The organism is Pseudomonas sp. S1_G07, from assembly GCF_054668565.1.
Map to the genome: position 1 here is coordinate 2359567 of NZ_CP162778.1, position 24397 is coordinate 2383963.

Annotated in this window: 22 protein-coding genes; 17 read left to right on the forward strand and 5 right to left on the reverse strand. The window is 62.2% G+C overall.

What is annotated here, in order from left to right; translation table 11 throughout:
- Positions 1-97: 97 nt before the first annotated feature.
- Positions 98-1582 (reverse strand): gamma-aminobutyraldehyde dehydrogenase, encoded by a 1485-nt coding sequence (locus tag AB4O05_RS10755; protein WP_460164873.1) that lies wholly within the window; start codon positions 1580-1582, stop codon positions 98-100.
- A gap of 102 nt (positions 1583-1684) precedes the next feature.
- Positions 1685-2596: a LysR family transcriptional regulator gene (locus AB4O05_RS10760; RefSeq protein WP_460131086.1), complete on the reverse strand. Its 912-nt coding sequence runs from the start codon at positions 2594-2596 to the stop codon at positions 1685-1687.
- A 190-nt stretch (positions 2597-2786) separates the two neighbouring features.
- On the opposite strand from AB4O05_RS10760, the gene AB4O05_RS10765 reads away from it, so the two are divergent.
- From AB4O05_RS10765 to AB4O05_RS10840, 16 genes are all read left to right on the forward strand, one after another.
- Positions 2787-3497, forward strand: a complete 711-nt coding sequence (locus AB4O05_RS10765) for a tellurite resistance TerB family protein (protein ID WP_460131083.1) — start codon at positions 2787-2789, stop codon at positions 3495-3497.
- A gap of 149 nt (positions 3498-3646) precedes the next feature.
- Positions 3647-5269: a methyl-accepting chemotaxis protein gene (locus tag AB4O05_RS10770; RefSeq protein ID WP_460164874.1), complete on the forward strand. Its 1623-nt coding sequence runs from the start codon at positions 3647-3649 to the stop codon at positions 5267-5269.
- Complete coding sequence (locus AB4O05_RS10775) at positions 5269-5781, forward strand: chemotaxis protein CheW (protein WP_460131078.1); 513 nt, start codon at positions 5269-5271, stop codon at positions 5779-5781. Before AB4O05_RS10770 ends, AB4O05_RS10775 begins: the two co-directional genes overlap by 1 nt.
- Positions 5778-7043, forward strand: coding sequence for a CheR family methyltransferase (locus tag AB4O05_RS10780; RefSeq protein ID WP_460131074.1), 1266 nt, complete (start codon positions 5778-5780; stop codon positions 7041-7043). Before AB4O05_RS10775 ends, AB4O05_RS10780 begins: the two co-directional genes overlap by 4 nt.
- Positions 7040-7738 carry a chemotaxis protein CheW gene (locus tag AB4O05_RS10785; protein WP_460131071.1) on the forward strand — a complete coding sequence of 233 codons (699 nt, stop codon included), beginning with the start codon at positions 7040-7042 and terminating at the stop codon, positions 7736-7738. Before AB4O05_RS10780 ends, AB4O05_RS10785 begins: the two co-directional genes overlap by 4 nt.
- Positions 7735-9978 carry a response regulator gene (locus tag AB4O05_RS10790; protein WP_460164875.1) on the forward strand — a complete coding sequence of 748 codons (2244 nt, stop codon included), beginning with the start codon at positions 7735-7737 and terminating at the stop codon, positions 9976-9978. Before AB4O05_RS10785 ends, AB4O05_RS10790 begins: the two co-directional genes overlap by 4 nt.
- On the forward strand, positions 9975-10985 hold the full coding sequence (gene cheB, locus AB4O05_RS10795) for a chemotaxis-specific protein-glutamate methyltransferase CheB (protein WP_460131068.1): 1011 nt from the start codon (positions 9975-9977) through the stop codon (positions 10983-10985). The genes AB4O05_RS10790 and cheB overlap by 4 nt, the downstream gene beginning before the upstream one ends.
- A gap of 48 nt (positions 10986-11033) precedes the next feature.
- Entirely contained in the window at positions 11034-12035 is a 1002-nt protein-coding gene (locus AB4O05_RS10800) for a diguanylate cyclase domain-containing protein (RefSeq protein ID WP_460131066.1), read from the forward strand.
- Positions 12036-12255: 220 nt separating this feature from the next.
- A protein-coding gene (prfB, locus tag AB4O05_RS10805) for a peptide chain release factor 2 (RefSeq protein ID WP_108240705.1) occupies positions 12256-13351 on the forward strand; the annotation gives its coding sequence in 2 pieces (ribosomal slippage) (positions 12256-12327 and positions 12329-13351; 1095 coding nt in all).
- 78 nt (positions 13352-13429) lie between these two features.
- Positions 13430-14932, forward strand: a complete 1503-nt coding sequence (lysS, locus tag AB4O05_RS10810) for a lysine--tRNA ligase (RefSeq protein WP_460131064.1) — start codon at positions 13430-13432, stop codon at positions 14930-14932.
- Positions 14933-15038: 106 nt separating this feature from the next.
- A complete protein-coding gene (locus AB4O05_RS10815; protein WP_460131062.1) occupies positions 15039-15755 on the forward strand; it encodes a TetR/AcrR family transcriptional regulator in 717 nt (238 codons plus the stop codon).
- A gap of 124 nt (positions 15756-15879) precedes the next feature.
- The gene (locus AB4O05_RS10820; protein ID WP_460131059.1) at positions 15880-16428 is read left to right on the forward strand and encodes a hypothetical protein; all 549 of its coding nucleotides are present in this window, start codon (positions 15880-15882) and stop codon (positions 16426-16428) included.
- 21 nt (positions 16429-16449) lie between these two features.
- The gene (locus tag AB4O05_RS10825; RefSeq protein ID WP_460131056.1) at positions 16450-17727 is read left to right on the forward strand and encodes a flavohemoglobin expression-modulating QEGLA motif protein; all 1278 of its coding nucleotides are present in this window, start codon (positions 16450-16452) and stop codon (positions 17725-17727) included.
- A 105-nt stretch (positions 17728-17832) separates the two neighbouring features.
- Positions 17833-18738, forward strand: coding sequence for an alpha/beta hydrolase (locus AB4O05_RS10830; RefSeq protein WP_460131053.1), 906 nt, complete (start codon positions 17833-17835; stop codon positions 18736-18738).
- A complete protein-coding gene (locus AB4O05_RS10835) occupies positions 18735-19061 on the forward strand; it encodes a hypothetical protein (RefSeq protein ID WP_460131051.1) in 327 nt (108 codons plus the stop codon). Before AB4O05_RS10830 ends, AB4O05_RS10835 begins: the two co-directional genes overlap by 4 nt.
- Before the next feature lie 174 nt (positions 19062-19235).
- Positions 19236-19553, forward strand: a complete 318-nt coding sequence (locus tag AB4O05_RS10840) for a hypothetical protein (protein WP_460131050.1) — start codon at positions 19236-19238, stop codon at positions 19551-19553.
- Between the two features lie 62 nt (positions 19554-19615).
- Here the strand turns inward: AB4O05_RS10840 and AB4O05_RS10845 are convergent, their stop codons facing one another.
- The 3 genes from AB4O05_RS10845 to AB4O05_RS10855 all read right to left on the reverse strand — a co-directional run bounded on the left by AB4O05_RS10845 (position 19616) and on the right by AB4O05_RS10855 (position 21509).
- Positions 19616-20401: an OmpA family protein gene (locus tag AB4O05_RS10845; RefSeq protein WP_460137621.1), complete on the reverse strand. Its 786-nt coding sequence runs from the start codon at positions 20399-20401 to the stop codon at positions 19616-19618.
- Between the two features lie 53 nt (positions 20402-20454).
- Positions 20455-20865 carry a DUF4398 domain-containing protein gene (locus tag AB4O05_RS10850; protein ID WP_460131048.1) on the reverse strand — a complete coding sequence of 137 codons (411 nt, stop codon included), beginning with the start codon at positions 20863-20865 and terminating at the stop codon, positions 20455-20457.
- Between the two features lie 299 nt (positions 20866-21164).
- The gene (locus tag AB4O05_RS10855) at positions 21165-21509 is read right to left on the reverse strand and encodes a pilin assembly protein (protein ID WP_460131046.1); all 345 of its coding nucleotides are present in this window, start codon (positions 21507-21509) and stop codon (positions 21165-21167) included.
- A 150-nt stretch (positions 21510-21659) separates the two neighbouring features.
- Here AB4O05_RS10855 and ppc point away from each other — a divergent pair, with 150 nt between their 5' ends.
- A complete protein-coding gene (ppc, locus tag AB4O05_RS10860) occupies positions 21660-24305 on the forward strand; it encodes a phosphoenolpyruvate carboxylase (RefSeq protein ID WP_460131044.1) in 2646 nt (881 codons plus the stop codon).
- The last annotated feature ends 92 nt before the right edge of the window (positions 24306-24397 follow it).

A 24397-nucleotide genomic window follows, 5' to 3' on the forward strand; every position in this document is an offset into this window, starting at 1 on the left:
TACGTGTTGTTTGTTGTTTTAGTGTGGCTCTTGGCGTCAAGCTGCAAGCTGCAAGAGAAAGCGCATCGGCTTTTACTTGACGCTTGTAGCTTGAAGCTCACAACTCCCCGTGCCGGGCCATGATGTGCCTGACAACGCTGTAGTCCTGCAAGGAATCGCTCGAAAGATCCTTCCCATACCCCGAGCGCTTCAAGCCGCCATGGGGCATCTCGCTGACCAACATGAAGTGGCTATTGATCCAGGTGCAGCCGTATTGCAGGCGCGCCGCCACTTGCATGGCCTTGTCCAGGTTCTGCGTCCATACCGACGAGGCCAGGCCGTATTCGGAATCGTTGGCCCAGTCCACGGCCTGTTCCAGCGCGTCGAAGCGGGTCACGGTAACCACCGGGCCGAACACTTCACGCTGAACGATCTCATCACTTTGTTTACAGCCGGCGAGCAATGTCGGCTGATAAAAGAAGCCCGCGCCGGAATGCACGGCGGCACCGGTGACCCGCTCGATATGCGGTTGGCCGAGGGCGCGCTCGACAAAACTGGCGACACGGTCGCGCTGGCGCGTGCTGATCAACGGGCCCAGTTCATTGTCGGCGTCGCGCTTGCCGGCAAAACGCAGGCTGCTGACGGCTGCGCCCAGTTCGGCGACCAGTGTGTCGTGGATGCCGGCCTGCGCGTAGATGCGGCAAGCGGCGGTGCAGTCCTGGCCGGCGTTGTAGTAACCATAGGTACGCACACCGTCGACCACGGCTTGCAGATCGGCATCGTTGCACACGATGACTGGCGCCTTGCCGCCCAGTTCCAGGTGCGTGCGTTTAAGGGTTTTGGCCGCGGCTTGCAGAATTTTTTGTCCGGTGACGATATCGCCGGTCAGCGAGACCATGCGTATTTTCGGGTGACTGACCAGATGGCTGCCGACGCCTTCGCCACCGCCACACAGAATGTTGATCACCCCGCGTGGTAACAGGTCCTTCAGCACAGGAGCCAATGCCAGGATCGACAGCGGCGTGTGTTCCGACGGTTTGAACACCAACGTATTACCGGCGGCCAGGGCCGGGGCGATTTTCCAGGCGGCCATCATCAGCGGGTAGTTCCACGGCGCAATCGACGCCACTACGCCAATCGGGTCACGGCGCACCATGCTGGTGTAGCCCGGCAGGTATTCGCCGCTGAGCTGGCCGGTCTGGCAACGCACCGCGCCGGCAAAGAAGCGGAACACATCGACGGTGGCGCTCAAGTCGTCCTGGCGCGCCAGATGCAACGGCTTGCCGCAGTTCAGGGATTCCAGGCGTGCCAGGTAGTCGGCTTGTTTTTCGATGGCGTTGGCGATGCCCAGCAGCGTGTTCGAGCGCTGTTGTGGCGTGGTACGCGACCAGCCGGCAAAAGCGCGGTGGGCGGCGAGGATGGCGGCCTCGACCTGCTCGGTACTGGCTTCGGCGATCTGGGTGAGTACTTCACCGGTGGCCGGGTTGAGGATCGCCTCGACACAGCCTTGGCCCTGGACCAGTTCGCCGTCGATCAACAACGCAGTGAGCAGCGGGGTGGGGGCGCCGGACATTTTTCGCGATCTCTTTTCTTGTGTGGTCATGGGCGTTCTCTTACAAGGCGCCTTACCTTCTCTTATGTCTGCACAGAGACTAGAGGTCGGGCGCGAGCTCAACAAATACTAAATACTGAAAGCAGCATTCGATTAAATAGATGGCTTGCGTGGGTGCGGCTGCTCGCGGGCCACGGTGAGGAAGGGGTCCACCAGGGGCGGCCGCGCGGTGCCACGGCGCCAGGCCAGGCCCACATCCAGGGTCTGGCTGAGGTCGGCAATCGTTCGCGCTTCAATAATGTCGCCTTCCAGGGACCAGGGCCGGTAGGTCATGTCCGGTTGGATCGACACCCCCAGGCCCGCCGCCACCAGGCTTCGCACCGCCTCGGTGGACGCCGTGCGCAGCGTCACGTGCGGTTGCAGGCAGGCAGCGGCCCACATGCGCTGGGCGTTGTGGCCCATTTCATCGACGTTCAGTTGAATCAGCGGCTCGCGTGCCACATCGGCCAGGTTGATGCTGTCGTGTTCCAGCAGCGGGTGCTGGGCCGGCAGCCACAGGCGGTGCGGGGAGTGAGTCAGCACTTCGGTCTGCAGCGCGTGACGGTCTTCGAGGTTGGAGAGGATCAGCACGCCCACATCGATTTCGCCGCTGACCAGCAGGTGCTCGATATACGGTCGCTCGTCTTCCATCACACGGATCTCGACGTTGGGGTAGGCCCGTTGGAAACGCGTGAGCAGATCGGCGAGGTAATAACCGGCCACCAGGCTGGTCACGCCAATGATCAGTTGCCCGGCCACCTGGTCGGTGCTCTGTTGCAGGCTGCGCTTGGCGTTGTCGACAGTGGCGAGGATCAAGTGCGCCTGGCGCAGGAACTGATGGCCCTGGTGGGTCAGGGTCATGCCCTTGGCGTGGCGGTTGAACAGGTTGACGCCGATTTCCTGCTCCAGTTGCTGGATCGCCAGGGTCAATGTCGACTGGGAGATAAACGCGGTTTGCGCGGCGGCCGAGATAGAGCCTGTCTCGGCCACGGCGATAAAGTGCCGGATTTGACGCAAGGTCATCATGCTGGAATTACCAGTGGGGTGTTTTTATAGATGCAGTCGAGTGTATATCGAATTAAGCGAACGGCAGGTGCACGCTTCAAGCTGCCAGCGTTGCGTTACATCTGGAAGCACTCTAGATAGGGGCTTTTTGGCACTTAGTTTTACGCTGGAGGCCTATTGGTCCTATGAACCCAAGTGTCTGGAGGCTTTTATGAACACCCGTGGATTGCTCGACCAGTTGCTCAAGTCGGGCCAGGACATGTTGCAGAACAAAGCCGGCGGTCAGCGTAAACCGGCCGATAAAGGCGCCCTCGGCGGCCTGCTGGGTGGCGGTGGGCTGGGCAGCCTGCTCGGCGGCGCCGGTGGTGGGGCCCTGGCGGCGGGCGCCATGGGCCTGTTGCTGGGTAATAAAAAAGCCCGCAAGTTCGGCGGCAAGGCCCTGACCTATGGCGGGCTGGCCGCGTTGGGTGTCATCGCCTACAAAGCCTACGGCAACTGGCAGGCCAGCCAGGCCAATGCACCTCAAGGCGAGCCGCAGACCATCGACCGCCTGCCGGCGGCCCAGGTCGAGCAACACAGCCAGGGCATTCTCAAGGCTCTGGTGGCGGCCGCCAAGGCTGATGGCCATGTGGACGAGCGTGAGCGTGCCCTGATCGAGGGCGAGTTCACCAAGCTGGACGACGACCGCGAACTGCAAAGCTGGCTGCACGCCGAACTCAACAAACCCCTGGACCCGGCCGACGTCGCCCGCGCCGCCGGCACGCCGGAAATGGCCGCCGAGATGTATATCGCCAGCGTGATGTTGGTGGATGAGGAAAACTTCATGGAGAAGGCCTATCTGGATGAGTTGGCCCGTCAATTGAAGCTTGAGCCGGGTTTGAAGGCCGAACTGGAAAAGCAAGTGCGCCAAGCGGCTCTCTGAACCCGTCAATCTTCCTCGAGCACCCCGGTTGCGACAACGCTCCGGGGTGTTTTTGCAGGCTGGGCGTGCAGCCTCGAAACCCATTGATAAATGAGGGCTTGTGCTCAGCTATACTGCCCCCCATTTGAATGGCCCTTCGAGGAATTACTGTGAAGAACTGGACCTTGCGCCAACGGATCTTGGCTAGCTTTGCGGTCATTATCGCCATCATGCTGTTAATGGTAGTGGTCTCCTATACACGCTTGATGAAGATCGAAGCCAGCCAGGAAGTGGTCCGTGATGACGCGGTGCCAGGCGTTTACCTCAGTTCGATGATCCGCAGCGCATGGGTCGACAGCTATTTGCACACCGTCGATATCATTGGCCTGCGGGAAGACAAAACCTTCAGCAGTGCCGACAAGACCGACTACCGAACGTTCGAAATGCGCATCGAACAACAGATGAGCAACTACGAAAAAACCATCCGCAACCAGGCCGATCGCATGGAGTTCGATAACTTCAAGGCCGCTCATATCAATTACAACAAGGTCCTGGCCCAGGTGCTTGATCGCATCGAAGCCAATGACCTGCCAGCCGCGCAAGTATTGCTGGATGAGCAGTTGACGCCGATCTGGACCGAAGGGCGCATGAAGCTCAATGACATCATCACCGAAAACAAGGCGGTGTCCGATAACGCGACGGCGGCCATTGACCAATCCGTGGTGTCGGCCAAGGTCAGTATGTTCGTGTCGCTGGCCGTGGCCATCCTCGCCGCCGGCCTTTGCGGCCTGTTGCTGATGCGCGCGATCATGGCGCCGATGCAGCGCATCGTCGACATCCTCGGCACCATGCGCGACGGCGACCTGAGCAAGCGCCTGAACCTGGCGCGCAAGGACGAATTCAACGCGGTGGAAACCGGCTTCAACGACATGATGACCGAGCTCACGGCCCTGGTGTCCCAGGCACAGCGCTCGTCGGTGCAGGTCACCACCTCGGTCACCGAGATTGCCGCCACCTCCAAGCAACAACAGGCCACCGCCACTGAAACCGCCGCAACCACCACCGAGATCGGCGCCACTTCGCGGGAAATCGCTGCAACTTCCAAGGATCTGGTCCGCACCATGACCGAAGTGTCCACCGCCGCCGACCAGGCGTCGGTGGCCGCCGGTTCCGGCCAGCAAGGCCTGGCGCGGATGGAAGAGACCATGCACTCGGTGATGGGCGCCGCCGAACTGGTCAATGCCAAACTGGCGATCCTCAATGAGAAGGCCGGCAACATTAACCAGGTGGTGGTGACCATCGTCAAGGTCGCCGACCAGACCAACCTGCTGTCGCTCAATGCCGCCATCGAGGCCGAAAAGGCCGGTGAATACGGGCGCGGGTTTGCCGTGGTCGCCACTGAGGTGCGCCGCCTGGCCGACCAGACCGCCGTGGCCACCTACGACATCGAGCAGATGGTGCGGGAAATCCAGTCGGCGGTGTCCGCCGGCGTGATGGGCATGGACAAGTTCTCCGAGGAGGTGCGCCGAGGTATGTTCGAAGTGCAGCAAGTCGGCGAGCAACTGTCGCAGATCATCCACCAGGTACAGGCCCTGGCGCCGCGGGTGTTGATGGTCAACGAGGGCATGCAGGCCCAGGCCACCGGCGCCGAGCAGATCAACCACGCCCTGGTGCAATTGGGCGATGCCAGCAGCCAGACCGTCGAGTCCCTGCGCCAGGCCAGCTTCGCCATTGATGAACTGAGCCAGGTTGCGGTAGGTCTGCGCAGCGGCGTGTCGCGTTTCAAAGTCTGATGAGCGACCTTGCGGCTAAACGCGGCGCCGTTCCGGCAGCGAAAAAGGCATTGTTCCTGGTGTTCCACATCGGTGATGAACGTTATGCCCTCAAGGCCACCGAAGTGGCCGAGGTGCTGCCGCGCCTGCCACTTAAGCCCATCGCCCATGCACCGCTGTGGGTGGCGGGCATCTTTGCCCATCGCGGCGCGCTGGTGCCGGTGATCGACCTCAGTGCCTTGACCTTTGGCGCGCCGGCCCGGGCCCGTACCAGCACGCGGCTGGTACTGGTCAACTATCAGCCGCAGCCCTGGGTCAAACCGTGCCGGCTGGGGTTGATTCTGGAGCAGGCCACCGACACGCTGCGCTGTGACCCGGCGCAGTTCCAGCCCTATGGCCTGGACAATCCCCAGGCACCGTACCTGGGGCCGGTGCGCGAAGATGCGTTGGGCCTGATGCAGTGGATCGGCGTGAATGACTTGCTCACCGCTGACGTGCGCGCGCTGTTGTTTGCCGCCGAGTTGAGCCTATGAGCAACGACCCGCGCTTCTTTGCCTTCCTGAAGGAACGCATCGGCCTGGACGTCGCGTCGGTCGGCGAAGCCATCATTGAGCGCGCGGTGCGCCAGCGCAGCCAGGCCGTCCAGGCGCAGACGCCAGGCGAATACTGGCAGCACCTGCAATGCAGCGAGGACGAGCAGCAAGCGCTGATCGAAGCGGTGATCGTCCCCGAAACCTGGTTTTTCCGTTACCCCGAATCTTTTGCGACCCTGGCCCGATTAGCCGTCGCACGCCTGGCCGATATCAAGCAGATGCGCGCGCTGCGTATCCTCAGCCTGCCGTGTTCGACGGGCGAGGAGCCTTATTCAATTGCCATGGCGCTGCTCGATGCCGGGTTGGCGCCGCACCAGTTCAAGGTGCTGGGCCTGGACGTCAGCCCGCTGTCGGTAGAGCGCGGCCGGCGCGGCGTGTACGGCCGGAACTCGTTTCGGGGCGGCGACCTGGCGTTCCGTGAGCGGCATTTCATCGAGTACGGTGATGGCTACCACATCGCCGACCGCGTGCGTGAGCAGGTGCGTCTGCAAGTCGGCAACCTGCTCGACCCGGCGCTGCTGGCCAATGAGGCAAGCTATGACTTTGTGTTTTGCCGCAACCTGCTGATCTACTTCGACCAGCCGACCCAGAAGCAAGTATTCGAGGTGCTCAAGGGCCTGACCCACGTGGACGGTGTGCTGTTTATCGGCCCGGCCGAGGGCAGCCTGCTGGGGCGTCATGGCATGCGTTCGATTGGCGCGCCGCAGTCATTTGCCTTCAGCCGGCATGTCGAACCGGTCAAGCCGGAGCCGGTCTTCGTGCCCCTTACCGCCCGCCCGCCCATGCCGCAACGCAGCGCAGCATCGATTCCCGCCAGGCCGCGCCCGTTCAGCACGGTCAGCGCCCAGGTGGTGCCGCTCAAGGCGCCGCCGTCTGATGCGCACGCCTTGCTCGACCGCATCGCCACCCTGGCCAACGAGGGCAAAAGCGCCGAGGCCCGGGCCGCATGCGAGCAGTATCTGAATAGCCACCCACCTGTTGCCCAGGTGTTCTACTGGCTGGGCTTGCTCAGCGATGTGGCCGGCAGTGCCCTGCAAGCCCAGGGCTATTATCGAAAAGCGTTGTACCTGGAACCTCAGCATCCACAGGCCCTGATGCACCTGGCCGTGTTGCTCGAGTCCCTGGGCGACAGTGCGGGGGCGCGCCGTTTGCAGGCGCGGGCCGCGCGTAGCGAGCGAGCTGACAGTGAGCCCAAACGATGAGTAGCCCAGACGTGCTCGACACCACCGGCCTTGACCTGACCCTGGCCGATACCCACGCCATCGACGACTGCTGGAACCGTATCGGTATTCATGGCGACAGGTCGTGTCCGCTGCTGGCGGAGCATATCCACTGCCGCAACTGCGCGGTGTACTCGGCGGCGGCCACGCGCCTGCTGGACCGTTACGCCCTGCGGCAGGACGATCAGCAAAGGATGGGGGCCGAGGTGGATGAGCATATCGCCACCCGCTCGCTGTTGATCTTCCGCCTCGGCGAAGAATGGCTGGGCATCGCCACCCGCTGTCTGGTGGAGGTGGCGCCGTTGCAACCGATTCACTCCCTGCCGCACCAGCGCTCCCGCGCCTTGCTCGGCGTGGCCAATGTGCGGGGCGCGCTGGTGGCGTGCCTGTCGCTGGTGGAGCTGTTGGGGCTGGAGGACGCCGGCAATGGCGCCAGCGGTGGGCGGGTCATGCCGCGTATGTTGATCATCGCTGCCCAGGACGGCCCGGTGGTGGTGCCGGTGGACGAAGTGGACGGCATCCACGCCATCGATGAGCGCACCTTGACGGCGGCATCGGCTTCCGGCACTCAGGCCAGCGCGCGTTTCACCCAGGGTGTGTTGCAATGGAAAGGCCGCAGCCTGCGTTGGCTGGACGAGGCGCAATTGTTGTCCGCCGTGACCCGGAGCCTCACATGACCCCCGACCAGATGCGCGACGCCTCGCTGCTGGAACTGTTCAGCCTGGAAGCCGATGCGCAGACCCAGGTATTGAGCGCGGGCCTGCTGGCCCTGGAACGCAACCCGACCCAGGCCGACCAGCTTGAAGCGTGCATGCGTGCCGCCCACTCGCTCAAGGGCGCTGCGCGCATTGTCGGCGTAGACGCCGGGGTCAGCGTGGCCCACGTCATGGAAGACTGCCTGGTCAGCGCCCAGGAAAACCGCCTGTACCTGCAGCCTGAGCATATCGACGCCTTGCTGCAAGGCACCGACCTGCTGATGCGCATCGCCACGCCTGGCAATGATGTGGGGCCGGCGGCTATCCAAGCTTATGTGGCGCTGATGGAACGCCTGCTCGATTCGTCGCCGCCGACCGCCAACGTCGCGCCGGTCATCGATACGCCGCCGGAGCCCGAACCTGCGCCGGTGGCCAGTGACGTGCCGCGCCAGCACAAACGCATGACCGAAGGCGGCGAACGCGTGTTGCGCGTCACGGCCGAGCGCTTGAACAGCCTGCTGGACCTGTCGAGCAAATCCCTGGTGGAAACCCAGCGGCTCAAGCCATACCTGGCCAGCATGCAGCGCCTCAAGCGTATTCAAGGCCAGGGCGTGCGCGCCCTGGAGACCCTGGACGGTCAACTCAGGACCCAGGGCTTGAGCCTTGAGGCCCAGGAGGCGCTGGCCGATGCCCGTCGCCTGTTGAGCGAAGCCCAGGCGCTGCTGGCGGACAAAACCGCCGAGCTGGATGAGTTCGGCTGGCAGGCCGGGCAGCGCGCCCAGGTGCTCTACGACACCGCATTGGCTTGCCGCATGCGCCCGTTTGCCGATGTGCTGGCCGGGCAGGCGCGCATGGTGCGTGACCTCGGCCGCAGCCTGGGCAAGCAAGTACGCCTGGAGATCGAAGGTGAAAAGACCCAGGTCGACCGCGATGTGCTGGAAAAGCTCGAAGCGCCGCTGACCCATTTATTGCGCAATGCCGTCGACCATGGCATCGAAACGCCTGAACAGCGCGTGCTGGCGGGCAAGCCGGCGGAGGGCCTGATTCGCCTGCGCGCCTCCCATCAGGCCGGCCTGCTGGTGCTCGAACTCAGCGACGACGGCAATGGCGTCGACCTGGAGCGCCTGCGCGGCAGCATTGTCGAACGCCACTTGTCGCCGCTGGAGACCGCCCAGCGCCTGAGCGAAGAGGAACTGCTGACGTTCCTGTTCCTGCCGGGTTTCAGCCTGCGCGATAAGGTCACCGAGGTGTCAGGGCGTGGTGTCGGCCTGGATGCGGTGCAACACATGGTGCGCCAACTGCGCGGCGCGGTGGTGCTGGAACAGACGGCGGGGCAGGGCAGCCGTTTCCACCTGGAGGTGCCGCTGACCCTGTCGGTGGTGCGCAGTCTGGTGGTGGAAGTCGGCGAAGAGGCCTACGCGTTCCCGCTGGCGCATATCGAGCGCATGTGCAACCTGGCCCCCGATGACATCGTGCAACTGGAAGGCCGCCAGCATTTCTGGCACGAGGGCCGGCATGTCGGCCTGGTCGCTGCCAGTCAGTTGCTGCAGCGCCCGCCGGGGCAGAGTCATGACGAAACCTTGAAAGTGGTGGTGATTCGTGAGCGCGATGCAGTGTATGGCATCGCCGTCGAACGCTTTGTCGGCGAGCGCACCCTGGTGGTGCTGCCGCTGGATGACCGCTTGGGCAAGGTCCAGGACATTTCCGCCGGCGCGTTGCTGGACGACGGCTCGGTGGTGTTGATTGTCGATGTGGAAGACATGCTGCGCTCGGTGGACAAACTGCTCAACACCGGTCGCCTGGAACGCATCGCCCGGCGCAATCAACAGGCCACCGAAACGCCGCGTAAACGCGTGCTGGTGGTGGACGACTCGCTTACCGTGCGTGAATTGCAACGTAAACTGCTGCTTAATCGCGGTTACGAAGTGGCGGTGGCGGTGGATGGGATGGATGGCTGGAATGCCCTGCGCTCCGAAGACTTCGACCTGCTGATCACTGATATTGATATGCCTCGTATGGACGGTATTGAATTGGTCACACTCTTGCGCCGTGACAGTCGCCTGCAATCGTTGCCGGTGATGGTGGTGTCATACAAAGACCGTGAAGAAGACCGCCGTCGTGGGCTGGACGCCGGTGCCGACTATTATCTGGCCAAGGCCAGTTTTCACGATGATGCGCTGCTCGACGCCGTGGTCGAGCTGATTGGAGGCGCGCGGGCATGAGGATAGCGATCGTCAATGACATGCCCCTGGCGGTAGAGGCGCTGCGCCGTGCCTTGAGCCTCGAGCCCGCGCATCAGGTGGTGTGGGTGGCCGGCAATGGTCTGGAAGCGGTGCAGCGCTGCGCCGAGCTGACCCCGGACCTGATCCTGATGGACCTGATCATGCCGGTAATGGACGGCGTGGAGGCCACGCGACAGATCATGGCCCAGAGCCCGTGCGCGATCCTGATTGTCACCGTCGACCGCCAGGCCAACATGGGCCGAGTGTTCGAAGCCATGGGCCATGGCGCCCTGGATGTGGTGGACACGCCGGCGCTCGGCGTGGGCAACCCCAAGGATGCGGCGGCGCCGTTGCTGCGCAAGATCCTCAATATCGGCTGGTTGATCGGTCAGCGCGGCAGCCGCGTGCGTGCCGAAGCCGCCCCGTCGCGCCACTCCGGCATACGCCAGAGCCTGGTGGCCATTGGTTCCTCGGCCGGTGGGCCGGCGGCCCTGGAGATCCTGCTCAAGGGCCTGCCCCGCGGCTTTCCCGCCGCCATTGTGCTGGTGCAGCATGTGGACCAGGTGTTCGCCGCCGGCATGGCCGAATGGTTGAGCAGCGCCTCCGGCCTGCCAGTACGCCTGGCGCGTGAGGGCGAACCACCGCAAAGCGGGGTGGTGCTGCTGGCCGGCACCAACCATCACATCCGCTTATTGAAGAACGGCACGCTGGCCTATACCGCGGAGCCGGTGAACGAGATCTATCGGCCTTCGATCGACGTGTTTCTCGAAAGCGTGGCCAGCCATTGGAATGGCGATGCCGTCGGCGTACTGCTGACCGGCATGGGGCGCGACGGGGCCCAGGGCCTCAAGCTGATGCGAGAACAAGGATATTTGACCATCGCCCAGGATCAGCAAAGCTGCGCGGTGTATGGCATGCCCAAAGCGGCGGCGGCGATTGACGCCGCTGTTGAAATTCGCCCACTGGACAGAATTGCGCCCCGATTGCTGGAGGTATTTGCAAAGTGATCCCTACCTCCGCTGCTGGCTTGCAGGTAGTAATTCAGGTAACTGCACATGATTGATTTACAGATCGACGCCATCAAGACCGACGAAAATGCCGCCATGGTGTTGCTGGTCGACGACCAGGCCATGATCGGCGAAGCCGTACGGCGCGGCCTGGCCCATGAAGAAAACATCGACTTCCACTTCTGTGCCGACCCGCATCAGGCGATTGCCCAGGCCATCCGCATCAAGCCCACGGTGATCCTGCAGGACCTGGTCATGCCCGGCCTCGACGGCCTGACCCTGGTGCGCGAATACCGCAACCATCCGGCCACGCAGAACATACCGATCATCGTGCTTTCCACCAAGGAAGACCCGCTGATCAAAAGCGCGGCGTTCTCGGCCGGGGCCAATGATTACCTGGTCAAGCTGCCCGACAACATTGAGCTGGTGGCGCGCATTCGCTATCACTCGCGCTCCTACATGACGCTGTTGCAGCGCGACGCCGCCTATCGCGCGCTGCGGGTCAGCCAGCAACAGTTGCTGGACACCAACCTGGTGCTGCAGCGGCTGATGAACTCCGATGGCCTGACCGGGCTGTCCAACCGCCGGCACTTCGATGAATACCTGGAGCTGGAGTGGCGCCGCGCCCTGCGTGACCAGACCCAGCTGTCGCTGCTGATGATCGATGTGGACTTTTTCAAGACCTATAACGACAGCTTCGGCCACGTCGAAGGCGACGAAGCCCTGCGCAAGGTTGCCGCCAGCATCCGCGAAGCCAGTGGTAGCCCTTCGGACCTGCCTGCGCGCTACGGCGGTGAGGAATTTGCCCTGGTGCTGCCCAATACCTCGCCGGGGCGCGCGCGGCTGGTGGCGGAAAAACTGCGCATGTCCGTGGCCGCCCTGAAAATCCCGCACAACGCCCCGTCGGAAGGTTCCTGCCTGACCATCAGCATCGGCCTGTCGACCATGACGCCGGTGCAGGGCACCGATTGTCGCCAACTGATCATGGCGGCGGACAAGGGGCTGTATATGGCCAAGCACAATGGGCGCAATCAGGTTGTTATCGAGTAATTACAAGCGACGCCGAGTCCTTGTGTGTGGCTTGCCTGCGATGGCGGACGGTCAGTCACCACATCGGTATCTGATTCGCCGCTATCGCAGGCAAGTCAGCCTCCACATTGGATCTGCATTGTTCCTGTGACCGCCTTTTCGCCAAGCGGGCTGCCGTTTCAGCTTGTTTGTCGTTATACTCGCCGGCTTTGAAAAAGTTCGCCAACGAGTGCTGCCCGCCATGGAAATCAACCCGATCCTTAACACCATCAAGGACCTGTCCGAGCGCTCCGAAACTATTCGGGGGTATCTTTGACTACGATCAAAAGCATGAGCGCCTGACCGAAGTCAATCGCGAGCTTGAAGATCCGAGTGTCTGGAACAAACCTGAATACGCCCAGGAACTGGGCCGCGAACGCTCTGCGCTGGCGCAGATCGTCGATACGCTCGACGAACTGAACACCGGTCTGGGCGATTGCCGCGACCTGCTGGACATGGCCGTCGAAGAGAACGACGAAGGCGCAGTGGGCGATGTCGTCGCCGAGCTGGCCCGTCTCGAGGAAAACCTCGCCAAGCTTGAATTCCGTCGCATGTTCAGCCACGAAATGGACCCGAACAACGCCTACCTGGACATCCAGGCCGGTTCCGGTGGCACCGAAGCCCAGGACTGGGCCAACATCCTGCTGCGCATGTACCTGCGCTGGGCTGACAAGCGCGGTTTCGACGCCACCATCATGGAACTGTCGGCCGGTGAAGTCGCCGGTATCAAGGGCGCGACCGTGCACATCAAGGGCGAATACGCCTTTGGCTGGCTGCGTACCGAGATCGGCGTGCACCGCCTGGTGCGCAAGAGCCCGTTCGACTCCGGCAACCGTCGCCACACCTCGTTCTCGGCTGTGTTCGTTTCGCCAGAGATCGATGACAAGGTGGAAATCGAGATCAACCCGGCCGACCTGCGCATCGACACCTACCGCTCCTCGGGTGCCGGTGGTCAGCACGTAAACACCACCGACTCGGCCGTACGTATCACTCACGTACCGACCAACACCGTGGTCAGTTGCCAGAACGAACGTTCCCAGCACGCGAACAAGGACACCGCCATGAAAATGCTGCGGGCCAAGTTGTACGAGCAGGAAATGCAGAAGCGCAACGCCGCTTCCCAGGCGCTGGAAGACACCAAGTCGGATATCGGCTGGGGTCACCAGATCCGTTCGTATGTACTCGATGCATCGCGGATCAAGGATCTGCGCACTAACATCGAGCGCAGCGACTGCGACAAGGTACTCGACGGCGATATCGACGAATACCTGGAAGCCAGCCTCAAGTCCGGCTTGTAATACCCTTGTAGGAGCGGGCTTGCCCGCGATCCCCGGCCGCAGGCCGGGGGCAACGAACCTGATGGAAAATTTTAAGACATGAGCGACCAACAACTCGACCCGCAAGCCCTGCAACAGGAAGAAAACTCCCTGATCGCCCTGCGCAAGGAAAAGCTTGCTGCCGAGCGCGCCAAGGGTAACGCCTTCCCCAACGACTTCCGCCGCGAAAACTACTGCGATGCCTTGCAGAAGCAGTACGCGGACAAGACCAAGGAAGAGCTGGCGGAAGCAGCGATCCCGGTCAAGGTGGCAGGTCGCATCATGCTCAACCGTGGCTCGTTCATGGTGATCCAGGACATGACCGGGCGCATCCAGGTCTATGTCAACCGCAAGACCCTGTCGGAAGAAACCCTGGCCTCGGTGAAAACCTGGGACATGGGCGACATCATTGCCGCCGAAGGTACCCTGGCCCGTTCCGGCAAGGGCGACCTGTACGTTGAAATGACCAGCGTGCGCCTGCTGACCAAGTCGCTGCGCCCGCTGCCGGACAAGCACCACGGCCTGACCGACACCGAGCAGCGCTATCGCCAGCGCTACGTTGACCTGATCGTCAACGAAGACGTGCGCCAGACCTTCCGCGTGCGTTCGCAAGTCATCGCCCACATCCGCAGCTTCCTGATGCAGCGTGACTTCCTCGAAGTGGAAACGCCGATGCTGCAAACCATCCCCGGTGGTGCCGCGGCCAAGCCGTTCGAAACCCACCACAACGCACTGGACCTGGAAATGTTCCTGCGCATTGCGCCGGAGCTGTACCTCAAGCGCCTGGTTGTCGGGGGCTTCGAGAAGGTGTTCGAGATCAACCGCAACTTCCGTAACGAAGGTGTCTCGACCCGTCACAACCCCGAATTCACCATGTTGGAGTTCTACCAGGCCTACGCCGACTACGAAGACAACATGGACCTCACCGAGGAACTGTTCCGCGAACTGGCACAGCTGGTCCTGGGCAGCACCGACGTGCCGTACGGCGACAAGGTGTTCCACTTCGGCGAGCCGTTCGTGCGCCTGTCGGTGTTCGATTCGATCCTCAAGTACAACCCTGAACTGACCGCCGACGACCTCAACGACATCGACAAGGCGCGCGCCATCGCCAGGAAAGCCGGCGCCAAGGTGCTGGGCTTCGAAGGCCTGGGCAAGCTGCAGGTGATGATTTTCGAAGAGCTGGTGGAGCACAAGCTGGAACAGCCGCACTTCATTACCCAGTACCCGTTCGAAGTGTCGCCGCTGGCCCGTCGCAACGACGACAACCCGAACGTCACCGACCGCTTCGAGCTGTTCATCGGCGGCCGCGAAATCGCCAACGCCTACTCCGAGCTCAATGATGCCGAGGACCAGGCCGAGCGCTTCATGGCCCAGGTGGCCGACAAGGACGCCGGCGACGACGAAGCCATGCACTACGACGCCGACTTCGTGCGTGCCCTGGAATACGGCATGCCGCCAACGGCAGGTGAAGGCATCGGCATCGATCGCCTGGTGATGTTGTTGACCAACTCGCCGTCGATCCGCGATGTGATCCTGTTCCCGCACATGCGGCCACAAGCGTAACCGTAGCGAAATCCGAAGCCGCCTTTTATAAGGCGGCTTTTTTATGCGGCGTTTATAAGCGTCAAGCGAACAGCGCCAGGTTTTGATCTATTCAAGGATGTGTGTCGTGAACCGCGTAATGGCTCAAGAAGGCGCCGCCGGCATTGCTGCTGCCGTGGCTGAAAGCGTCCAGTACCAGGGCCGCAAGGCCAGTCGTCGGGGCAGCGAGCAACGCAGGCAAGACATCCTCGATGCGGCCATGCGCATCGTGGTGCGTGACGGTGTGCGTGCCGTGCGCCATCGTGCGGTGGCGGCGGAGGCGGGGGTGCCGTTGTCGGCGACCACCTACTACTTCAAGGATATCGATGACCTGCTCACCGATACCTTCGCCCAGTATGTCGAGCGCAGCGCCGCCTTCATGGGCAAGCTGTGGGTGCGCAACGAAGGTTTGCTGCGCGAGATGGTCGCCTACGGCGATGGCAGCCCGGAGTCGCGCTCGCAACTGGCCGACGACATCGCGCGGCTGACCGCCGACTACGTGTTGCGTCAACTGAGCAACCGGCGCGAATACCTGATGGCCGAACAGGCCTTCCGCCAGGAAGCCCTGCTGAACCCGCGCCTGGCTGAACTGGTACGCTCTCACCAGCAGATCCTGTTGCAGGGCACCGGGCAGTTTTTCCAGGTATTGGGCTCCCGCGAGCCGCAACAGGATGCCAAAGTGTTGACGGCGATTATCAGTCGGATGGAATATCAGGGCCTGCTGGGCGGCGCAGAGCCTCTGACCGGTGAAGAGATGCTTGAGATCCTCAAGCGTTACATGCATTTGGTGTTGGCCTCGGTTTGAGCCGGTGCACGATCTGCTGTGTGTAGGAGCTGGCTCGCCTGCGATACAGGCAGCTCGGTGCTTCGGATAAATCAGGGTGATGCTATCGCAGGCAAGCCAGCTCCCACATCTGACGGGGTATTACATGAAAGCCTGGCGTGTCGTCGCAATCGTCGTGTCGTTCCTGCTGCTCAGCGGTTGCCTGGTGACATTCAAGGAACCGCTGGCGACCCATGAAGCTGCACCGGATGAACTGCTGGGCCAATGGGCCAGCAACAATGCATGGGGCGAGCCACTCAACCTGCGCATCACCCGCGCGGGTGACCACCGTTATAAAGCCGTGAGCTACCCTGAAGCCACGCCTCGCCAGCGCGATGAGTACCTGTTTACCGTGTCGCGCCATGGCAACCGTTGGTACCTGTCGGCGCCGTTACCGGCCAAGCTCGGTGGAAACTTCATCCTGGCCGGCTTTGAGTTCGACGAAAAGCACGAATTGGTGGTCTACAACCTGGATCTGGAACAGATCCGCCAAGCCATCGGCCAACAGGCGTTGCGCGGCCACACCGTGGAAACCGTCGAAGGCGACGGGGTGTTGGTGGACAGCGCCATGGAGCAGGTATTTGCCTACCTGGATGATCCGGCCAATGCCGACGTGTTCGTTGAAGCCGCGCGCTATCGGCGCGTGGGTAAATAACGTTTAAAGAGGAAGCACCGGGTGGACGATTACCAGCAGACGATACGCACCTTGTCCGATCGCATTGTGCTGGCGCAAACACCGATTCGCGTCCTCGACGCCGTGAAGTGGGACGACAACATTCGCCAGGGGTTCTTAAAGGGCAAGGGCAAGCAAATGCCCGCCGTGGATCGCGGCTATTACCTGAACCGGCCCCTGTCATTCGACTCCAGCGCGGTGAAGCTGGAGTTCCAGAACATAGAGCGCGATATCACCCGCCGTCTCGGCCAGTTCAGCCCGGTGGGGCAGATCATGCGCCGCATGTGCCGCGAATACCGCATGGTAGTGCGCATGCTCGAGGCGCGTGGCACCGAGGACTTCGGCCTGATCTCCCAGGAACTGTACGGCGCCGCCTCCGATGCATTCCACGCCGGCGACCCGACCCTGGCCGACCTGGGTCTGATGCTCTCAGACTACCTGAACAATATCGACGGCCGTGGCGACCTCAAAGACGAAGCCAAGACCCTCACCGCCAAGGACGCCGTCGCCCTGCTGCAAACCCGTTTGAACAAGGTGTTCGGTGAAGCGGAAGAAACCATCCGCGTGTTCGAGTCCGATGGCATCGTCGCCGACGCCGCCGCGGGTGCCGACTACATCAAGATCCGCGCCGATGCGATGTTCAACAGCCGCGACGTGCGTGCCCTGGAAGTGCATGAGGGCCTGGTGCACGTCGGCACCACCCTCAACGGGCAGAACCAGCCGATCTGCACCTTCCTGTCCAAGGGGCCGCCGTCGTCCACCGTGACCCAGGAAGGCCTGGCGATCCTGATGGAGATCATCACGTTCGCGTCCTACCCCAGCCGTCTGCGTAAACTGACCAACCGCACCCGCGCCATCCACATGGTGGAAGAGGGCGCCGACTTCCTGCAGGTGTTCGAGTTTTTCCGCGAGCAAGGCTTTGAAATGGCCGAAAGCTACGGCAATGCCAGCCGCGTGTTCCGTGGCTCGGTACCGGACGGCCTGCCGTTTACCAAGGATTTGTCCTATCTCAAGGGCTTTATCATGGTCTACAACTACATCCAGCTGGCCGTGCGCAAAGGCAAGCTGGAGCAGGTGCCGCTGCTGTTCTGCGGCAAGACCACCCTGGAAGACATGCGCACCCTGCGCCAGTTGGTGGACGAAGGCCTGGTGGTGCCGCCCAAGTACCTGCCCGAGCAGTTCCGCGACATGAACGCCCTGGCGGCGTGGATGTGTTTCTCCAACTTCCTCAACCACCTGAGCCTGGATCGGATCGAGGCGGATTATTCGAATATCCTTTAGGGATTTTCTTGAAGGAGCCGGGTCATGAAGTGTGGGAGCGGGCTTGCTCCCACAATGGATCTCCACACGTGTGCAAATTTCAACTCAATTACGAGGCTTCAACGGATGAGAATCCTCGGCATTCTATGCCTGCTACTCACATTGAACGGCTGCAGCTCACTGCTGTTCTACCCTGAACCGGGCCTGCCGTTCACGCCGGAAAAAGCCCGCCTGGCGTACCGCGACGTCACCCTCACCACCGCCGACGGCCTGAAGCTGCACGCCTGGTGGCTGCCGGCCAAGGCCGGTGTACCGCTCAAGGGCACGGTGCTGCACCTGCATGGCAACGGCGGCAACCTGGCCTGGCACCTGGGTGGCAGCTGGTGGTTGCCGGAGCAGGGCTATCAAGTGCTGCTGCTGGACTATCGCGGTTATGGCCTGTCGGAAGGCAAGCCGTCATTGCCGGCGATTTATCAGGATGTCGATGCGGCGTTCCGTTGGCTCGACACGGCCCCTGAAACTCAGGGGCAGCCATTGATCGTCCTCGGTCAAAGCCTGGGCGGTGCGCTGGCGGTGCATTACCTGGCGGCCCATCCCGAGCGGCAGGCCCGGCTCAAGGCCCTGGTGCTGGACGGCGTGCCCGCCAGTTATCGTGACGTAGGACAATTCGCGCTGAGCACCTCCTGGTTAACATGGCCGTTCCAGGTGCCCTTGTCCTGGCTGGTACCGGATGCCGACAGTGCAATCAATGCCATGCCACGGTTGACCGGGGTGCCGAAGCTGCTGTTCCACAGCCTGGATGACCCGATCGTGCCTCTGGCCAACGGCATCCGCCTGTACCAGGCCGCGCCCCCGCCGAGGGTGTTGCAGTTGACCCGGGGTGGCCATGTGCAGACCTTTGCCGACAAGACCTGGCAAACCGTGATGCTGCGCTATCTGGACGATCCACAGCACTTCAACGGCCTGCGCCGGCTGGGCGAGATTCCGAATTACCCCACTCCCAACGTTGACTCATCAGAGAGCCCGCAATGAGCGAAGAACGCAACATGATCCCGCTGATCCTCACTGGCATCGGTACCATCATCGGCACCGTTGGCTGCCTGTGGTACTACGGCTACCTGCACTTCGCCAAGCCGGAAGATGCGCTGCTGCTCAGTGAATTCACCATGCTCAAGACCGTGCCCGGCGAGGACTACAAGATTTCCCTGACGCCGGCCGCACAGGTGGCGCAATGCGTCGATGGCGTACTGGTGATGTTCGACACCGAACAAAAGGGCCTCAGTGGCGTGCTGGTGAACAACAAGAAGCAGGCGGTGCGCTGCCTGGGCCAGGACACGCCGCAACTGCAGCAGTAAGCCCGCTGCATGACAACCGTGGGAAAAGGCCTTGAATGTTGCCGATCAGCCATTCAAGACATGTCAGCTTTCTATTGATCCGGTCGGAACCATTTTGGCTCGCCTGCCACAGACTTCGGACTGATGGCTATCGCTGATCAGTCCAATTTTTTACTGAGTCTGGAGTCGGAATTTATGAACGGGATCAATGGCGTTTCGGGTGGTGGCAGTCTGGGCAACTTTGGGAGCGGCGGTGTTCAACAGGGCGGCGGCTCTCAAGACCTCAAGCAGCAAATCGAGCGTTTGCAGAACCAGCTTCAAGCTAAAGGCAGTGAAGGCAGTGGGGGCTCCCAGGGAGGCCAGGGGTCTCAGGGGGGGGAGGGCATCGAAGAGTTGCTCAAGAAATTGCTCGCGCAACTGTCTCAAGGTAACCCGGGCGGCCAAGGCGGCGAGCAGGGCGGCGGCCAGATTCCGACGGGGTCGCCCCAGGGCCAGGGCTCGATCAACTTTTGATTGATCCACTCTAAACAAAGAACCCCGCCGATTGGCGGGGTTCTTCAGGGTGCATCCACCCCTCAGTTAGCGACGGACGAACGCGGCTTGACCGGCTGGTTGTCGTTGGAGATGGTCACTTCAACGCGGCGGTTCATGGCACGACCCGATACGCTGCCGTTATCGGCAACCGGATATTCCTTGCCATAGCCCTGGGTCACGATGCGCGAAATGTCCACGCCTTGCTGAGCCAGTGCACGCTGTACAGACGCCGCGCGGCGTTCGGACAGGCTTTGGTTGTACGAATCGGAACCGGTGCTGTCGGTGTAGCCTTCGACAATCACTTTGCGATCCGGGTTATCGCGCAGGAACTGCGCCAACTTGGTGATGTTGACCAGGCCGCTGGATTTCAGGTCGGACTTATTGGTGGCAAACAGCACGTCGCCAAATGTCACCAGGGTGCCGCGTTCGGTTTGCTTGGCGTTCAAGCTGTCCTGCAGTTGCTTGATCTGCGCATCACGGGCTTCCAACAAGGCGCGGGCACGTTCGTCGCCGGCATTTTTCAGCTTGGCTTCGGATTCGCGCAGCGCGATGGTGTCTTTGGCCACTTCAACGCGCTGGTTGGTCAGGTAAGCCAACTGGTCGACCTTCTTCTGATCTTCCTTGTCGCGGTAGGCCTTGTCAGCCTTGTCCAGCCAATCCTGGGCGTCCTTGGTTTCCAGGGCCGCCACTTTAGTGGCATTCGGGTTGGCTTGCAGGGCCGAGAAGTTGGTCCGTGCATTTTCCAGGTTCGCGTTCGGCGGGGTCGAGCAGGCCGCCAGGGCAACGCTCATCGCCAGCAGGGCAGGGATCATCAATTGTTTACGCATAGTCATGTCGTCCTTTCAATTCGATAGCGGGTGCAATGCAATCAGGGGGCAGCTTATTTCTGCTGGATGGCAGCCGGGCGCATGCCTTCCTGACGCAGCTCCTGAACAGCTTTCTGGGAGTCCTTCACAGCCTGCTCGGCTTTAGCGGCCTGGGCTTTACGCTCGGCGACGCGAGCGTCCCACTCGGCCTGTTCAGCCAGGCGACGGGCTTCGTCGTAGTTCTTGTCATGCATGGCGATTTCAGCCTGCTTGAGCTTGTCCTGGGCCGACTTCATTTCCACGGCCGCGTACTCGGTGCCGCCCGCGCTGACCGCGCTGTTCACCGCAGACTGAGTGACTGCGTACTGCTCGGTGGGCGGGTTGCCGGCGCAGCCAGCCAGAACGAAGCTGGTGCCGATTGCCAGCGCGGCCAATTTGAGCCCGCGCAGGTGGTTAAACGTGGATTTGGCAGTGCTGGTCTTCATCGTCTTCAACTCCATTGGATAGCTCCTGAAAAACATCAACATCCATCTCGCGTGGACAGCGGTCGCGGGGCCAGCGATACGGCACGCGGCGCCCTTTCAAACGGCCGTTCCAAAGTGATGGCTTACTGGTTGTGACCCGAGGCTTTTTTGAATAGTTCAGCGAAGATGGCGATTGGCCTAAAAAAATAACTGACTGAATGGTCAGGGTAAAAAGTTGGAACTTCTGCCACGCACAGGGGTACTCCGAGCCCTTGCACAGGCCCGGAATACGGGGGTAGATCGGTATCGGTCGAGGTCGGTCAGTGCTGCTGGTCGTCAGCGCTGGCGGACAAATCGTGCAGATAGCGACGGGACAACGTCAGGAAGCGCGGAGTGGGACCGACGTCCTCGTAGAGCGGGTCGCCCTCTTCATCGGTGGCGATCACGTGTTGCCCCTTGATGTAGGGAAAGCTGGCTTCCAGCTCTTCGAGGGCGGCGCCGATCAGCTCGCCGAGCAGCTCTTCGGGGTGGCGCTTGGGGTACATTTCGGCGATAGCTGCCAGCCTGGCAGCGGCCTCCACATCCAGACGGATCGCGTATTCGGTCTTGGTCAAGCGACCCTTGGCGTTCTCTTCCCAATGCTGGGCCAGTTCTCGAATTTTCATGGCAACCTCAATAAAGCCTGCGGTAGATAACACGGCGACTCACTGTTGAGACTAGCTGCAACCCACAAGGTTTAAAGTCTTGTCTTAAAACGATGCTGGCGGCACTCTGGCAGGCCTGCGCGTCCCGGATTTCTGGCTGGAGATTGGCTGATGAGTGATATCGATGCACGCTTGCGTGAGGATGTTCACCTGCTGGGTGAGCTGTTGGGCAACACCATTCGAGAGCAGTACGGTGATGAGTTTCTCGACAAGATCGAGCAGATCCGTAAGGGCGCCAAGGCCGATCGTCGCGGTGCCGTCCCGGAGAAAGCCGCTGGCGATGAGCTGAGCGCCAGCCTCAACCAGTTGCAGGAAGACGAATTGCTGCCCGTGGCCCGGGCTTTCAATCAGTTCCTCAACCTGGCCAATATCGCCGAGCAGTACCAGTTGATTCATCGGCGCGATGAGTCGCAACCGGCGCCCTTTGAGGCCCGTGTGCTCCCGGAGTTGCTGGCCCGCCTGCAAAGCGAAGGCCACAGCAACGAATCCCTGGCCCGCCAGTTGGGGCGCCTGGAGATCGAACTGGTGCTCACCGCCCACCCCACTGAAGTGGCGCGCCGTACCCTGATCCAGAAATACGACGCCATCGCCGCGCAACTGGCGCTGCAGGATCACCGCGACCTCACCGGCGCCGAACGCGAGCAGATCCGCGAGCGCCTGCAACGGTTGATCGCCGAAGCCTGGCACACCGAAGAAATCCGTCGTACTCGGCCCACCCCGGTGGACGAAGCCAAGTGGGGCTTTGCGGTGATCGAACATTCGCTGTGGCACGCCATCCCCAATTACTTGCGCAAGGCCGATCATGCCTTGCACGCCGCCACAGGGCTGCGCCTGCCCCTGGAAGCCGCGCCGATTCGCTTTGCCTCGTGGATGGGCGGCGACCGCGATGGCAACCCGAATGTCACGGCGCCGGTAACCCGCGAGGTCTTGCTGCTGGCGCGCTGGATGGCCGCCGACCTGTACCTGCGTGACATCGATCAGTTGGCGTCCGAGCTGTCGATGCAACGGGCCAGCCCGGCGTTGCAGGCCAAGGTCGGCGACAGTGTTGAACCCTATCGCGCGTTGCTCAAGCAACTGCGCGAACGCCTGCGCGCCACGCGCCAATGGGCGCATACCGCATTGAGCAGCAGTACGCCGGCGCCTGCCGAAGTGTTGCAGCACAACCGTGACCTGCTGGAGCCGCTGGAGCTGTGCTACCAGTCGCTGCATGAATGCGGCATGGGGGTGATTGCCGATGGCCCGCTGCTCGATTGCCTGCGCCGGGCGGTGACTTTCGGCTTGTTCCTGGTACGCCTCGACGTGCGCCAGGACGCCAGTCGCCACTCGGCGGCCATGACCGAAATCACCGACTACCTCGGCCTGGGTCGTTACGAAGACTGGAACGAAGAGATGCGCATCAGCTTCCTGATGAAGGAGCTGGTCAACCGTCGTCCGCTGCTGCCGGGCTATTTCAAGCCCTCGGCCGATACCGCCGAAGTGCTCAATACCTGCAAGGAAGTGGCGGCGGCACCGGCGGCGTCGCTGGGCTCGTACGTTATCTCCATGGCTGGCGCCGCGTCGGATGTGCTGGCGGTGCAACTGCTGCTTAAAGAGTCGGGCGTCCAACGGCCGATGCGTGTGGTGCCGCTGTTCGAAACCCTGGCCGACCTGGATAACGCCGGCCCGGTGATCGAGCAACTGCTGCTGCTGCCGGGCTACCGCGCGCGGTTGCAGGGCCCGCAGGAAGTGATGATCGGCTATTCGGACTCGGCCAAGGATGTCGGCACCACCGCCGCCGCCTGGGCGCAGTACCGTGCCCAGGAACGCCTGGTGGACATCTGCCGTGAGCAACAGGTGGAACTGCTGCTGTTCCATGGTCGCGGCGGCACCGTCGGACGGGGTGGTGGCCCCGCGCATGCGGCGATTCTGTCGCAGCCGCCGAGGTCGGTGGCGGGGCGTTTCCGCACCACCGAACAAGGTGAAATGATCCGCTTCAAGTTCGGCCTGCCGGACATCGCCGAGCAGAACCTCAACCTCTACCTGGCGGCGGTGTTGGAAGCGACGCTGTTGCCACCGCCACCACCGGAACCGGCCTGGCGGCATTTGATGGATGAATTGGCTGCCGACGGTGTCAGTGCCTATCGTGCGGTCGTGAGGGAGAATCCGCAATTCGTCGAGTATTTTCGTCAGTCCACCCCCGAGCAGGAGCTGGGGCGCTTGCCCTTGGGCAGTCGCCCGGCCAAACGCCGTGCCGGGGGGATAGAAAGCCTGCGGGCCATCCCGTGGATCTTCGGCTGGACCCAGACCCGCCTGATGCTGCCGGCCTGGCTCGGCTGGGAAGCCGCGTTGAGCAAAGCCCTGGCACGGGGTGAAGGCGAACTGCTGGGGCGGATGCGCGAGCAATGGCCATTCTTCCGCACCCGCATCGACATGCTGGAAATGGTCCTGGCCAAGGCCGATGCCGATATCGCGCGCCTGTATGACGAGCGCCTGGTGCAGCCTGACCTGTTGCCATTAGGTGCGCACCTGCGCGACCTATTGTCGCAGGCCTGTGGCGTGGTGCTTGGCCTGACTGGCCAGTCGCAGCTGCTGGCCCACAGCCCCGACACCCTGGAGTTTATCCGCCTGCGCAACACCTACCTGGACCCTTTGCACCTGTTGCAGGCCGAGTTGCTGGCACGTTCACGGCGTCAGGAAGCCGCGCAGGACAGCCCTCTGGAACAGGCGCTGCTGGTCTCGGTGGCGGGTATTGCCGCCGGTTTGCGCAATACCGGCTGAGGTTTTTGGCATGTTCTCAATAGCTTGCGGATAAACCACACCGACCGCCTCAAACAGGGCGGTCGGCGTTTATGGGCTCGGGTTGCACTCAG

Bases quoted from the DNA above. Each gene is read 5' to 3' on its own strand.
- AB4O05_RS10755 (WP_460164873.1), bottom strand. From the start codon at position 1,582: ATGACCACACAAGAAAAGAGATCGCGAAAAATGTCCGGCGCCCCCACC.
- AB4O05_RS10760 (WP_460131086.1), bottom strand. From the start codon at position 2,596: ATGATGACCTTGCGTCAAATCCGGCACTTTATCGCCGTGGCCGAGACA.
- AB4O05_RS10765 (WP_460131083.1), top strand. From the start codon at position 2,787: ATGAACACCCGTGGATTGCTCGACCAGTTGCTCAAGTCGGGCCAGGAC.
- AB4O05_RS10775 (WP_460131078.1), top strand. From the start codon at position 5,269: ATGAGCGACCTTGCGGCTAAACGCGGCGCCGTTCCGGCAGCGAAAAAG.
- AB4O05_RS10780 (WP_460131074.1), top strand. From the start codon at position 5,778: ATGAGCAACGACCCGCGCTTCTTTGCCTTCCTGAAGGAACGCATCGGC.
- AB4O05_RS10785 (WP_460131071.1), top strand. From the start codon at position 7,040: ATGAGTAGCCCAGACGTGCTCGACACCACCGGCCTTGACCTGACCCTG.
- AB4O05_RS10790 (WP_460164875.1), top strand. From the start codon at position 7,735: ATGACCCCCGACCAGATGCGCGACGCCTCGCTGCTGGAACTGTTCAGC.
- cheB (WP_460131068.1), top strand. From the start codon at position 9,975: ATGAGGATAGCGATCGTCAATGACATGCCCCTGGCGGTAGAGGCGCTG.
- AB4O05_RS10800 (WP_460131066.1), top strand. From the start codon at position 11,034: ATGATTGATTTACAGATCGACGCCATCAAGACCGACGAAAATGCCGCC.
- lysS (WP_460131064.1), top strand. From the start codon at position 13,430: ATGAGCGACCAACAACTCGACCCGCAAGCCCTGCAACAGGAAGAAAAC.
- AB4O05_RS10820 (WP_460131059.1), top strand. From the start codon at position 15,880: ATGAAAGCCTGGCGTGTCGTCGCAATCGTCGTGTCGTTCCTGCTGCTC.
- AB4O05_RS10830 (WP_460131053.1), top strand. From the start codon at position 17,833: ATGAGAATCCTCGGCATTCTATGCCTGCTACTCACATTGAACGGCTGC.
- AB4O05_RS10835 (WP_460131051.1), top strand. From the start codon at position 18,735: ATGAGCGAAGAACGCAACATGATCCCGCTGATCCTCACTGGCATCGGT.
- AB4O05_RS10840 (WP_460131050.1), top strand. From the start codon at position 19,236: ATGAACGGGATCAATGGCGTTTCGGGTGGTGGCAGTCTGGGCAACTTT.
- AB4O05_RS10845 (WP_460137621.1), bottom strand. From the start codon at position 20,401: ATGCGTAAACAATTGATGATCCCTGCCCTGCTGGCGATGAGCGTTGCC.
- AB4O05_RS10850 (WP_460131048.1), bottom strand. From the start codon at position 20,865: ATGAAGACCAGCACTGCCAAATCCACGTTTAACCACCTGCGCGGGCTC.
- AB4O05_RS10855 (WP_460131046.1), bottom strand. From the start codon at position 21,509: ATGAAAATTCGAGAACTGGCCCAGCATTGGGAAGAGAACGCCAAGGGT.
- ppc (WP_460131044.1), top strand. From the start codon at position 21,660: ATGAGTGATATCGATGCACGCTTGCGTGAGGATGTTCACCTGCTGGGT.